Raw genomic sequence first — 12,941 nt, forward strand, 5'->3', positions numbered from 1 at the left:
CGTCAGTCAGCGCACTTGGTCACGACCCTGCCGTCGACCGACGGATGTACCGGGAATGGCGCCATGGCCTCGAACACGCCGTCGCGTCGCACCAGCGCGTGGAACAGAGCGGCCCCGAGGTGCAGCAGGATCAGCGCGAAGAAGCAGAACGAGAGGAACTTATGAGCGTTCCACAGCCGGCTGTGCAGGCCGGCGTCGGGCGACACGATGGCGGGCAGATGCAGCCCGGCGACGAGCACCGGGTAGTCCGCCGCCGACAACATGGCCCAACCAAGCAAGGGCATCGCGAGCATCAGCACATAGAACGCGACATGCGAGAGTTTGGCGGCGAGCTTCATCGGCTCGGGCATGTCACGCGGCAACGGCGGCGCACCAAGGCGCCAGCGGACGATCAGACGCAGCACCGCGAGCACGAGGATCGCAATACCCAACGGCTTGTGGATCGAGACCAGCATCAAGTACGCGGGCGTGATCGTCGAGACCATGCCGACGCCGATGAACAGCATCGCGAGGATGCAGATCGCCATGCCCCAATGAAGCGCCCGCTGCAACGGCGCGAATTGCTGGTTGACTTGGCTCATGGCTTGGCTCCGGCGGTGGTGGTGGTGGTGATGGACGGGGTGCGCGGATAGTCTTTTTCTTCGGCGGTCCGGCGGTTGTACGAGACCGAATAAGCGGCCGAACGTGCGGCGGGGAAAGGGTCGTCGGATGTGCGCATGCCAGCCGGCAGCACGGTGGGATCGAAGTTGATGTCGCGGCATGAGCCATCGGCCTCGGGCTCAATCTTCGTCACCGACAGGGTGCCGACGCCGACGCTGCGGCGATCTTCCGGCCAAGCCTTGCTCGGGTCGGAGGTCGGGTCGCCCGGGCCGGCGACCATGACCGTCATAGCCCAGCGCTGCGTAGCCTTCGCGACGCGCTCGGTGATGTCGGCCAGCAGGAAATCGGGCTCGCGCTTCTTGAGTTCGTCGCTCGAGACCGGCACAGGTATGGCGGCCGGCTTAAAGGACCAGCGCACGGCTTGGTCTTGGCCCTGCGCGTTAGTGAAGACGAAGCTGTTGATGCCGTTGTAGCGGTCTTCGGCGTACGAGCTGGTGAACGGCGCGCTGCCAGCCCACTGGCTAAACGCGCCGATCTCGGGGTGCGCAGTGGCGAAGTTCTTCAACGCATCCGGATGGCTCTTGTCGGCGGAAGCCACCTGCAAATCGTAGAAAGCCTGCGGCGTCGCGACCGGGAAGAACGGCGCATTGATCATCGCGGAGCGCCACTCCTGGCCGTCGGGCGTTCGGATGCGCAGGCTCAGGGAGCGCACGCGCGCCGTGCCATCGGGCGCTTTGAGGTCGGGCGAGGCGAGATTGAAGCGGCCGGTCACGGGATAGGTGCCGGCGGCGAACATCTGTGCCTTGGACAAATCGCTGCCCGCGCCGTTGGCCTCGAAGGTACCGGTGAAGCAGATACCCTTGGCATGGGCGCGGCGGAAACCGAGAGCCGGTCCGGCGGGCGGCGCCAGCACCTCGACGATCTTGGTCGGCGTGAGGCGCGCGGGTGTCAACCAACCGGCTGTGTATGCGAACGCGGCGCCGACGGCGACAACCACCGCCGCGATCAGTACGAGCGGCCCTAGAAAAGACTTATTGGAGTGAGGATGTCGCTCGTTCATCGAAATTTCTTCCGGAGTGCGGGGTGGAGAGTTCTGTAACGAATTTAACGCTTTACTCAAAACCTTGTGCGAAGTCGCTACGGCGCTGAAGACTTCTATACGCACCGACCAGCAACGTTACGTTGCCGCCGGCCGCGCGGCGAAGAAGCAGTACAAGTGGCGACGATCCTATTCCCCCAAGCAAAACTGCACAGCGAGGTGATGGTGAATCTGCATCCGGGCTCCAGAGTGATGCTCTGCGACGCGTTTTGTCTGCCCCCTCAACGGGGTGCCGGCTTCTTTGATTTCTACCGTGCCGACCTGGAAGTACGCTGGCCGGAGATAAGCTTGGCGCTTAATGGGCAAGATATACTGCGGCATATGCCGGGTGTCAGTCATGCCTTCCAAGCGCTGGCGACGTTTATGCTCGTAGATCAGGGCTTGCCTGTCGAAGCGCCGAAAAGTGCCTGCGCATGCCCTTCCCCACTCATCCCGGTCTGGGGGTCAGCGCATTGCCCAACGATTGCGGGGCAGCAATCACTCTCTTATCGTTAATCTAAAGCTCCATAACTCTCTAGCCATCTTGGCTCTAAAAAGCACTATTAACGGCGCATCGCGTAATGGCTACCTATACATGGTTTGAAAATATCACGAGCTTAGTGGGCTCAATCATGCAGCCACGTGCTAGGCCCTATGAATAAAAGCACGCAATGCAAGAAATCACCGCGCTTCGATGGCACATCAACACAGTGATTTAGTGCCCGCTCAACTACGAGCGAGCACGACTCACAACTAAGCAACATGCTTGAGACGATTACCGTTACCGATTCAGGGCTTGCATTTTTTCTTTTGGAAAAACCTGCCAGCCCACAATCTGGATGAAGTATTACTGTTCGGCCAGCGGCTAATTTTTCAAATGGTCTCTTGCCCCTACAGACCTGAAGAACGGGTTTAGAAGCAGCTTCCGCAGGAAGCGCCGGAACGGAAACAGAGGTTGTGATCTCTCTTTCGACGCAGCCCAACAAGCCTTGACCAAACAAGCTTTCACGTCCGTTAAGCCTGGCGGATGTCCTCTACAAGGTCTCCTCCATCGCCTGTCCCAGACCGAGTCACTCGAATCGGCGACCAACGCAGCCTGCGGCGGGTTTTCCGCCGGTCATATAGCAAGGCTGAGCTGATGCAGGCGGACCGAATACTTCCATGTACGGGACTCGATGATCAATGGTCATCGCAGCGTGGTGATATGTCATTCGAACAAGCATGAATTCATCGGGATAGGTTTCCATTTCGAACCGCCTGGGACTTGGGGGCGCGATTATCCAATAGCGTGCATAGATGCTTGCAATTTCATGGGATGTTTTGGGGCAGGGACTGGCATACATTAGTTGGCAAAGCCAATCCCGACGCGCGACGCCATTTGCGAAACGAATATTCCTCATGAAAAGTCTATGACGCCTACGCCGACGACAAGCCCTGCTGCTCGACGGGCATTCAGGCTGGCAGGAACAATCTCAACTACATGTAAGGCAAGCACATGCAACTGACACAGGAATGGGACAAGACTTTCGCCAAGAGCGACAAGGTGGACCATAAGAAGATCACCTTCACGAACCGCTATGGCATCACCCTGGCGGGCGACCTGTACCAACCGAAGAGCGCCAGCGCAAAGCTGGCAGCTATTGTCGTCTGTGGCCCGTTCGGCGCGGTAAAGGAGCAGTCCTCCGGGCTCTATGCGCAAACCATGGCCGAGCGCGGCTTTGTCACGCTGGCCTTCGATGCATCCTACACCGGGGAAAGCAGCGGTGAGCCGCGCAACGTCGCCTCACCAGACATCAACACCGAGGACGTAAGCGCGGCAGTTGATGCTCTCAGCCTGCAACCCTCCGTTGATCGCGAACGGATTGGCGTCATCGGCATCTGCGGTTGGGGTGGCATGGCGCTGAATGCCGTGGCCTTGGATAAGCGCGTCAAGGCGGTTGTCGCCAGCACCATGTACGACATGACCCGCGTCATGTCCAAGGGCTACAACGATAGCGTAACCCTCGAACAGCGCACGCAAGGGCTCGAACAACTGAGCGCACAACGTTGGGTCGACGCGGAAAATGGTGCCCCTGCTTACCAGCCCCCCTACAACGAACTGAGGGGTGGTGAAGTGCAGTTCATGGTCGATTATCACGATTACTACAGCACGACCCGCGGACACCATCCGCGCGCGGTCAACTCGGGCAACTCCTGGACGGTCACTACACCGCTGTCGTTCATGAACATGCCGATCCTGACCTACATCGCGGAAATTTCTCCACGCCCGGTCCTGTTCATCCATGGTGAAAACGCCCACTCGCGCTACTTCAGCGAAACCGCCTACGCGGCCGCGGCGCAGCCAAAAGAGCTGATGATCATTCCAGAGGCCAGCCACACCGATCTGTACGATCGTGTGGACGTGATTCCTTTCGACAAGCTGACGACCTTCTTCACGCAGCACCTGGCCACGGCGGCAGGCGCCGCTTGACGCATTGAAGCGGCCGCATCCTGGCGAGCGAAATGCCACGATGCGGCTGAACTGGCTGGCGCGCCCTACGGTATGGACTCATGCCACTCAACACTTCTGACTTTCCAGTGGGGATCGCAACCAGAACTGGCAATAGACCACTCGCTGAGGGGCATTAGCGCCATATTGCTGCGCGAATTCGCGCTCGAAACCTACGAGTTCACGTGCAGGCGCGGCAACGCGTCTGGCCCATTTTCCGCATTGCAAGGAGAACAACATGCAGAGCAAACACGTTGACGTCGGTGCAGGCGGCACTCTCTCCTCTCTTGGCGCTGCAAGCCGTAGGCATTCCTGGCACCGGCGGGCCATGCGACAGCTTGGAATGCCGCTGGTTCTCCTTGCACTGTGCAGCGGCCATCCCGCCCACGCCGCCAGCACTGCGCTGCCCGTGGCCGCGGCCGCGGAGCAGGATGTCACTCAAGCACCCAATAAATCGGATGAATCACGCCTGTGGATGACCGTCGGGGAACGTCGCTTCGCCATCACCCTTGCCAACAACGAGGCCACTCGCGCATTCGCTGCCACGCTGCCGCTGACACTGGACATGGAGGACCTCCACGGAAACGAGAAGAAAAAAGAACTGCCTGAAGCGCTGCCCACCAGTGAGAGCCGGCCCGGCACGATCCGCAACGGAGACCTTATGCTTTGGGGATCGCGCACCGTGGTCATCTTTTACAAGACCTTCGACTCAGCTTACTCATACACCCGTCTGGGCCGCGTGGACGATCCGACTGGCCTGGCCCAAGCGCTCGGCAGTGGCGATGTTCGGGTGATGTTTTCCCAATAGCAGAGTGCGCTGACAAAGTAGTCCCCACGCGCTCAACACCGACCTGAAATACCGCGTCATCGTCTGCTGCATCTCCTTCGCAGCCCGAATCCAGAGAGAGAGATCATGATCAAAGACAAAGTAGTCATCATTACCGGCGCATCGTCCGGAATCGGCGAGGCAACCGCCAAGCTGCTCGCGAGCAAGGGCGCAAAAATCGTGCTCGGCGCCCGTCGAGAAGACAAGCTCAAGCAGATCGCGGACGAGATTCTCCTGAACGGAGGCCAAGTGGTCTATCAAGCGCTGGACGTGACCAAGCAAGAGGACAACAACAGCATCGTCCGCCTGGCCAAAGAAAGGTTCGGTCGCGTGGACGTGATTTTCCTGAATGCAGGGCTGATGCCAAACTCCCCCCTGTCCGCACTGAAGACCGAAGACTGGCACCAAATGATAGATGTCAACGTCAAGGGCGTTTTGAATGGTGTGGCAGCGGTGCTACCCGAGTTCCTGGCACAGAAGGCTGGGCACGTCATCACTACCTCGTCGGTGGCGGGACTAAAGGCCTATCCGGGCGGCGCCGTCTATGGCGGGACGAAGTGGTTCGTTCGCGACTTCATGGAGGTGCTGCGCATGGAATCCGCCATGGAAGGCAATAACATCCGCACCGCGACGATCTACCCGGCCGCCGTCAAGACGGAACTGCTGGCGACGATCAGCGATAAGCTGGCGCTTGACCAGATGCAGGACATCTATGACAAGTACGGCATTTCTCCAGACCGAATCGCCAACATCGTCGCCTTCGCGATCGACCAGCCCGATGACACGACAATCAACGAGTTCACAGTTGGCCCTGCGAACCAGCCTTGGTGAGTGCATTGCATTCACGCAAGGCGTCCGACAGCCCACCACTGTCCTGACAAGGAGCTTTCATGAAGACCGTACCACTAGGATCAACCGACACTCGGGTTCCCAACGTCGTCGCGGGCATGATGCGCATCGCCGGCAGCACCGATGACCAGATCCGCGCGCTCTACACCGCGGCGCGCGAATCGGGCATCAATTTTTTCGATCACGCCGACCTCTACGGATTCAACCATCCCGACGGTGGCCCGCACTTGTGCGAACGCCGGTTCGGCGAGGCGCTGCGACTCAGCAGCGCCGAGCGCGAGCAGATCTTCCTCCAGTCCAAAACCAGTATTGTCGCCGACCCGTGGCACTACGATCAGTCCTATGAGCACATCGTGGCGTCGGCCGAGAGGTCGCTGAAAGCGCTCGGTAGCGACTATCTGGATGTGCTACTGCTGCACCGGCCCGACGCACTCGTGGAACCGGAAGAAGTCGCCCGCGCCTTCGACCATCTGGAGTCCACCGGAAAGGTCCGCGCATTCGGAGTTTCCAACCATACGCCCCGTCAAATCGATCTGCTCAAAACCGCCGTGACCCAACCGATCCTGGCCAACCAGGTCCAGCTTTCGGTGACGCATTCGACGATCGTCGCCCAGGGCCTGTCGTCGAACATGACCGGATTCGACGACTCAATTACTCGTGACGGTGGCGGCATTGTCGACTACGCGAGGATCAACAAAATCACGCTGCAGGCGTGGTCTCCATTTCAGAAAGCCTTTCAGGATGGGGTGTTCTTCGACTCTCCCGACTATCCGGAACTTAACGCTGAACTCAAACGACTCGCTGCACAGTACGACGTCACTCCGACCGCGATCGCTACAGCCTGGATCACCCGTCATCCCGCCGGCATCCAAGTCGTACTGGGTACCACGAGACCCGAGCGCCTAGTCGAGGCAGCCGCGGGCTCGAATATTCCACTCACCCGCCCCGAATGGTACGGGCTTATCCGAGCGGCAGGTCACAACGTTCCCTGAACGCACCCGGACGTCGAAAGTGGCGCCTGTCCCTCTGATTACTAGCCCCACAACGGCGTTAACACCAGAGCTCTGCTTGGATCATGCACGCCGAAGCGTAATGATCGAAAACAAGGACCACCTCTTCACGAACCACTTCTCCCCGACGGGGACTCCTTGTGTATGGCGAGGGCCTTGGCCAAGCCCTCACCATACTCTCTCAACGCATCTGCAGGATGATCGGGTTGCTGCTGGCCGGATTGGTTCGCTCACGCAGCTCCTTCACCTCGTCAGCCTTCACTGCCCCTCCCTGATTACCCCAAGACGTGCGGACGAAAGTCAGTACATCGGCGACTTCCTGATCAGAGAGTTGGTTGCGGTACGGGGGCATGCGATATGAATCCGGAATGCCATTAGCAACGACACGTTCGGAACCGTTCAAGGTGGCATTGATGCTCGTAGCGCCTTCCTTCACCATTGATGAAGATGCGCCTGCCAAAGGAGGTATCCATGGCGCCTGCCCGCTGCCGTCACTGCCGTGGCAACTGCTGCACTTGGCCATATAGTTGGCTGCCCCAGGTGTCGACAGAGGTTGTTCTGCCAGTTTGGCCGCTGGCTTCCATGGCGGCCCGTCACGCTTTGGGTCGCCCGGCAACGACACCAGGTAATGCGCAATGGCTTTTAAGTCCGGGTCGGACATGTATTGCGTCGAGTTGTTGAAGACTTCCGCCATGGTGCCCACGACCACGCTGTGAGCGTTACGTCCGGTTTTCAGATAGTCGACGATCTCCTGCTCGCTCCAGCGCCCCAATCCAGTGTTCGGATCCTGGCGCAGGCTCGGCGCGTACCACCCATCGAGCAGCGAACCGCTGAGGAAAGTAGCGCTGCTTTCATCCAGCGACTTCTCGTTCATCGTCAAGCTGCGTGGGGTATGGCAACTGCCACAATGCCCCGCGCCCTGGACGATGTAGGCGCCGCGGTTCCACAGCGCATCCTCTGAGGGCTTGGCCTGATAGGCACCGTCATCGACAAACGCGGTATTCCACAAAGCCAGCGGCCAGCGCATGTTGAGCGGCCAGGGGATATGGCTTTGCTGGTTCTGCTGCTGCGCCGGCTTAACGCCGGCCATGAAGAACGCATAAAGCGCCCGCACATCATCGTCGCTGAGCTTGGCATAGGATGGGTACGGCATAGCCGGATACAGCCTGTGCCCGTCAGCCGCGACTCCGCTGCGTACTGCGCGATCAAAGTCGGCTAGGCTGTAATTACCGATGCCCGTTTGTTTGTCCGGGGTAATGTTGGTGGCATAGATTGATCCCATCGGGGTCGCCATCTCCAGGCCGCCGGCAAACGGCGCACCTTTGGGCGTGCTGTGGCAGGCCACGCAATCGCTAAGCCTGGCGACATATTCACCACGCTGGACGAGTTGTGCATCTGCCGAGGGTGCAGATGCCTCATTAGCAAAAGGCGAAAATGGCGTGCGATTGACAAACCAGCCCAAGCCAGCTGCCACGACGATGCCTGCTGGCAGCAGATACTTTATAGTTTTATTCACGAACCATTCCTCATCAGGTGTCGAAGCGGTACTGCGATAGAGGCATGCTGCGAATTCGTTGACCGGTCAGTCGCGAGACGGCGTTAGCAACCGCCGGTGCCACCGCAGGCAGAGGCGGCTCACCGATTCCGCCCATTGGCGCACCACTCTCCACCACACGGACATGGACCCTGGCCATCATTTCCGGTGTGAGGATGCGGTAGAGGTCGTAATTGCGCGCCACCGGCGTACCACCTTTGTAGATGGCTTGTTCGACCAGGGTTTGAGACAAGCCAAGGGCCACGGCTGAGTTGACCTGAGCCTCGATGATGGCGGGATTGACGATGCTACCCGGATCGATTGCCTGCCAGATGTCGTGAACCTTCACGGCTCCGTTGCTGATGGAAACCTCTGCGATCACCGCCGTTTCGGTACCAAATGGCGATGCCATTGCAACGCCTCTTGCTCGCTTGGTGCCGTCTTGCGCCGTGAACGGCCCTCGTTTCCACCCCCCGGACAGGTCGGCCACTACTTTGAGCAAGTGGCTTAGCCGCTCGTTGCCCTGTAGCAGCTTGGCCCGTAGCTCATAGGGATCCTGACCGCCGGCATCCGCCACTTCATCCAGAAAAGCTTCATACATGAAGTCATTGATGGAGTTCCCGACTGAACGCCAGTAGCCCAGCATCACCGGGGTCTGCGAGTACAGTTGAGCGATCCGACGATGGGCAATGGCGTATTTTTTACCGGCCAGGCCTTCGACGGCGGTCGGGTCGATTTTGTCTCCTTGTTTGTTAGCGATACCCTCGGTTGGCCCTTCCGTGGCACTAATTGCTTCAAAGGCCACCGGCATGCCCTGTTCATCCAGGCCAGCGCGAAAGCGCACTACGGCGGAAGGACGAAGCACGTCACGCAAAAATTCTTCCTCGCGACTCCAGATCACCTTGATCGGTCGACCTGTGGATTGAGCCAGCTGGATAGCCTGAGGGTAAGGTGATGCATTCGGGTATAAAAAATGCCGGCCGAAAAAACCACCCAGCAGCGGAGAGTGGAGAGTGATTTTGGAAGGGTCCAGACCGGTACGCTTGGCGACGTCGGCCAAAAACAAATCCGGGGCCTGGTTCGGCAGCCACAGATCGAGATTGCCTTCAGCGTCGAAGCGCGCCAGGGCCGAGGGCGGCTCCAACTGGGCGTGGTTGAGGTATTGGGTATGGTAAGTCGCACTGACGACTTTCTTGGCGCCGGCCAACCCTTGCTGCAGGTCACCCTCACGTTCGGCCTCATCCCCGGCGTCGGTGGTTTTACTCAATTGCTCCGCATAGGCCTGGGTGTCGAAATTAGCCGGCATGTAGCGCACGGTTGAATCGCCACCCGGCTCCGTCCACTCCACTTGCAGAGCCTCGACGGCACGCTTGGCCACCCACCAGCGTTGCGCAACCACCGCCACTGCCCCCTCAAGACGGTGCACCGAATGCACGCCTTTGAGGTTTCTGATCTGATCCTCGTTGCGCACCAGCCCCACTTGCAGACCCAAGCGCGGCGCATGCTGTACCGCGGCGTGGAGCATGCCTTCGACACGAGTATCGATGGTGTATTGCGCCTTACCAGTGGATTTGTCGTAGACGTCTATTCGCTGGACCGGCTTACCGATCCAGCGGAATGTGGCAGGGTCGCGCAGAGTAACGGTTTGCGGATCGGGAATGGGCAAATCGAGCGTTAACGGCGCGAGTTCACCGTAGGTGATCGATCGATTGGAAGCGGCATGAATGACCCGCCCTGGCTCAGTAGTCAGCTGCGCCAGAGGCACCTTCCAGTGGGATGACGCGGCCTGCAATAGCATCAGGCGCGCCGATGCGCCCAGTCGGCGCATGGTCATGTAGCTCGCGCGCATCGACCGGCTACCACCCGTGAAGCGCATGCCACCTTCCATGACTTTGAAGTCATTCCCGGGCGCCGCGTTCTCCACCAGAAAGCTGGCTGGATCTATATCGAGCTCCTCACCCACGACCTGTGCCATGCCCGTGAAAATGCCCTGCCCACCCTCAATAAAGGGGCTCTGCAGGCGAACGGTATTATCCGGACGAATCTCCAGAAACGCCGGTACACGGGCGCCAGGCGGCAATGCCTGGGCACGCTCGGCAGCACGCAACGGGCCAAGGGGAATTCCGAAGCTGATAACAAGCGCACCCGCCGTGACGCCAGCCGATGCCTGCAAAAAACGGCGGCGAGAGACGTTCACAGGTTGCGCGTCGGAGAGTACGCCGCGCTCGGCGATAGAATCATCCAGTTTTGACATAGTGTTCCCCTGTGTTTGCATTCAATGCTCGGCCTGGCAGCAAACCAATCCCTGCTCCATTAAAGGTGGTCAGGATTAGCCGTCGGCATTGTCACCAGGCACATCGCAGCTCAGTCGAATTGCGCGTGTTCAAGCACCAGCAAGCTCATCGACAGCAGTCTTGATCGCGTTATAAGTGCCGCAACGGCAGAGATTCGTCATGGCGGCAGCAATATCGGCTTGGGAAGGTTTGGGAATGCGCTGCAACAGCGCAGTCGCGGCCATTACCTGGCCAGACTGGCAATAGCCACACTGGGCGACTTGATGCTTGACCCAGGCCGCCACCACGCGCTTGCCCAGCTCGTCGTCTTCAATGGCTTCGATTGTGCGAATCTGTTTGCCCTTTACCCCTTCAACCGGTGTAACGCATGAGCGAAGCAGCACGCCGTCCACCATGACCGAACAGGCGCCGCATTGCGCCAAACCGCACCCGTACTTGGTTCCGGTCAGGCCGATATCGTCGCGAATCACCCATAACAATGGTGTATCCGCATCCGCCTCAACCTCATACACAGTGCCATTTACGTTGAGTTCCATTGTAAGAATGCCTCGATTGAAAACAGTGTGAAAAACCTGGCCGAGCACGACCTGCGGATAATCTTTGGCAACTGACCATTCGCAATAACAACAACTGCAACGTCGTCTTTTTAGACAAGCCTTACCCTACTGGGCTCGTCCGTGGCACAGCAAGCGAACCACGTGAGTCACCTCGCAAGGTGCTATTAATCAGATGAATAAATATTCTCTTCAAACAGCAGGCGTGCCGCGCCAATAATCGGCGCGGCACCGCTTGGTCTTGGATAGTCGCATCAGGCCTTCAACGACGGCAGTGCTGCGGCTTCCTCGTCAAAGCCATAGACCGATTTGATTTCCAGATACTCTTGCAACCCGAAAACGCCCATTGAGCGGCCAATGCCGGATTCCTTGTAGCCACCCATAGGCGTCAGCGAGTTAGTCGGCGCGCCGTTAAAACAAACACGCCCGGCACGCAGGCCGCTGGCGAACTCATACGCCTTGCGCCGGTCCCCACCGAATACATAGCCACCCAACCCATAAGGCGAGTCATTGGCGATTTCCAATGCCTGCGCCTCGGTGGAATAAGGCACCACCACCAAGACCGGCCCGAAAATCTCTTCCCGGCAAATAGTCATCTCGGGGGTCACATCGACGAACACGGTCGGACGGGTGAAAAAGCCACGTTCGAAGCCTTCGGGGCGCCCCAGTCCGCCGACAATCAGCCGTGCACCCTCATCGAGGCCCGACTGTATGTGACGCTGTATGCTGTTAAATTGTGCCCGGCTGACAATCGGCCCCATGGTCGTGGCGGGATCTCGCGGGTCTCCGAGACGGAATCGGTTTGCTTCGTCAACCAGAAACGGAATGATCTGCTCCACCTGACTTTCATGCACCAACATGCGACTCGGCGCGTGGCAGGATTGTCCGGTATTGAAGAAGCCGCGCTGAATATTCCAGCGCGCGGCCTTTTCCAGATCGGCGTCTCGCAGCACGATATTCGCCGACTTCCCGCCCAACTCCAGGCACACGCGTTTGATGGTGCGTGCCGCTGCCTCGCCTACCTGCGCACCGGCACCGGTCGAGCCCGTGAAGGAAACCATGTCGACATCGGGATGCTTCGACATCGCCTCGCCAATCACTCGCCCCGAGCCGTTGAGCATGTTGAAAACGCCCTTGGGTACGCCTGCGGCATCCAGCACCTCTGTCAGCAGAATAGCGCTGACCGGCGAGTTGATACTGGACTTGGATACGACTGTACAACCGGCGGCCAGCGCATAGATCAGCTTGATGACGGTTGTCTGGATCGGCCAATTCCAAGGCGAGATCAGTGCGCAGACACCCAGGGGTTCACGGCGAACGATCGTATTGCCAATTCGCGCCTCGAACTCGTACGTCTTCAACAGGTCGCGAGCGACCTTCATATGTTCGATTGGCCCCATGACCTGAGCACGGGCACTGCAGGGAATACCCACCTCTTGCGCAATGGCCTGTACAAAATCATCGGCGCGCAATTCGTAGGCTTCGATGATACGGTTGATCAGGTCGTAACGCTCATCGAGGGAAGACTGCGAATAGCTTTTGAATGCACGCCGAGCTGCGGCCACGGCAGTGTCCACCTCTTCAACGGTCGCCATGGCGACCGTGGCAAACGCTTCTTCGGTAGTCGGATCAATCAATTCCTGGCGCTGGGAGGCCGCGGCCTCTACCCATTCACCGTCGATATAAAACTTCGCGTAATCGTGCATCT

The 12,941-nt window shown here is 59.0% G+C and carries 11 protein-coding genes; 5 read left to right on the forward strand and 6 right to left on the reverse strand.

Translation table 11 applies throughout. The annotated features are described in order from the left end of the window. Window positions 1-2: 2 nt before the first annotated feature. Both TK06_RS09505 and TK06_RS09510 read right to left on the reverse strand, forming a co-directional pair. On the reverse strand, window positions 3-581 hold the full coding sequence (locus TK06_RS09505; protein WP_060742991.1) for a cytochrome b: 579 nt from the start codon (window positions 579-581) through the stop codon (window positions 3-5). Then, window positions 578-1,660 carry a catalase family peroxidase gene (locus TK06_RS09510; protein ID WP_063321882.1) on the reverse strand — a complete coding sequence of 361 codons (1,083 nt, stop codon included), beginning with the start codon at window positions 1,658-1,660 and terminating at the stop codon, window positions 578-580. The genes TK06_RS09505 and TK06_RS09510 overlap by 4 nt, the downstream gene beginning before the upstream one ends. Before the next feature lie 201 nt (window positions 1,661-1,861). Between TK06_RS09510 and TK06_RS33435 the strand changes: the two genes are divergently transcribed. The 5 genes from TK06_RS33435 to TK06_RS09535 all read left to right on the forward strand — a co-directional run bounded on the left by TK06_RS33435 (window position 1,862) and on the right by TK06_RS09535 (window position 6,833). Next, the gene (locus TK06_RS33435; protein WP_371919202.1) at window positions 1,862-2,194 is read left to right on the forward strand and encodes a hypothetical protein; all 333 of its coding nucleotides are present in this window, start codon (window positions 1,862-1,864) and stop codon (window positions 2,192-2,194) included. Window positions 2,195-3,173: 979 nt separating this feature from the next. Next, window positions 3,174-4,148, forward strand: coding sequence for an alpha/beta hydrolase (locus TK06_RS09520; RefSeq protein ID WP_063321883.1), 975 nt, complete (start codon window positions 3,174-3,176; stop codon window positions 4,146-4,148). 256 nt (window positions 4,149-4,404) lie between these two features. After that, window positions 4,405-4,974 carry a cyclophilin-like fold protein gene (locus TK06_RS09525; RefSeq protein ID WP_238992613.1) on the forward strand — a complete coding sequence of 190 codons (570 nt, stop codon included), beginning with the start codon at window positions 4,405-4,407 and terminating at the stop codon, window positions 4,972-4,974. Window positions 4,975-5,079: 105 nt separating this feature from the next. Next, a complete protein-coding gene (locus TK06_RS09530) occupies window positions 5,080-5,823 on the forward strand; it encodes an SDR family oxidoreductase (protein ID WP_060742995.1) in 744 nt (247 codons plus the stop codon). Window positions 5,824-5,882: 59 nt separating this feature from the next. Then, on the forward strand, window positions 5,883-6,833 hold the full coding sequence (locus TK06_RS09535; RefSeq protein WP_060742996.1) for an aldo/keto reductase: 951 nt from the start codon (window positions 5,883-5,885) through the stop codon (window positions 6,831-6,833). A 199-nt stretch (window positions 6,834-7,032) separates the two neighbouring features. Here the strand turns inward: TK06_RS09535 and TK06_RS09540 are convergent, their stop codons facing one another. From TK06_RS09540 to TK06_RS09555, 4 genes are all read right to left on the reverse strand, one after another. Next, entirely contained in the window at window positions 7,033-8,367 is a 1,335-nt protein-coding gene (locus TK06_RS09540) for a c-type cytochrome (protein ID WP_060742997.1), read from the reverse strand. Between the two features lie 13 nt (window positions 8,368-8,380). Then, entirely contained in the window at window positions 8,381-10,639 is a 2,259-nt protein-coding gene (locus TK06_RS09545; protein WP_060743252.1) for a xanthine dehydrogenase family protein molybdopterin-binding subunit, read from the reverse strand. Between the two features lie 129 nt (window positions 10,640-10,768). Further along, window positions 10,769-11,215 (reverse strand): (2Fe-2S)-binding protein, encoded by a 447-nt coding sequence (locus TK06_RS09550; RefSeq protein ID WP_013692840.1) that lies wholly within the window; start codon window positions 11,213-11,215, stop codon window positions 10,769-10,771. Between the two features lie 272 nt (window positions 11,216-11,487). Then, window positions 11,488-12,939 (reverse strand): aldehyde dehydrogenase family protein, encoded by a 1,452-nt coding sequence (locus TK06_RS09555; RefSeq protein WP_060742998.1) that lies wholly within the window; start codon window positions 12,937-12,939, stop codon window positions 11,488-11,490. Window positions 12,940-12,941: the final 2 nt, after the last annotated feature.

It is taken from the genome of Pseudomonas fluorescens, from assembly GCF_001623525.1.
GTDB lineage: Bacteria > Pseudomonadota > Gammaproteobacteria > Pseudomonadales > Pseudomonadaceae > Aquipseudomonas > Aquipseudomonas fluorescens_Q.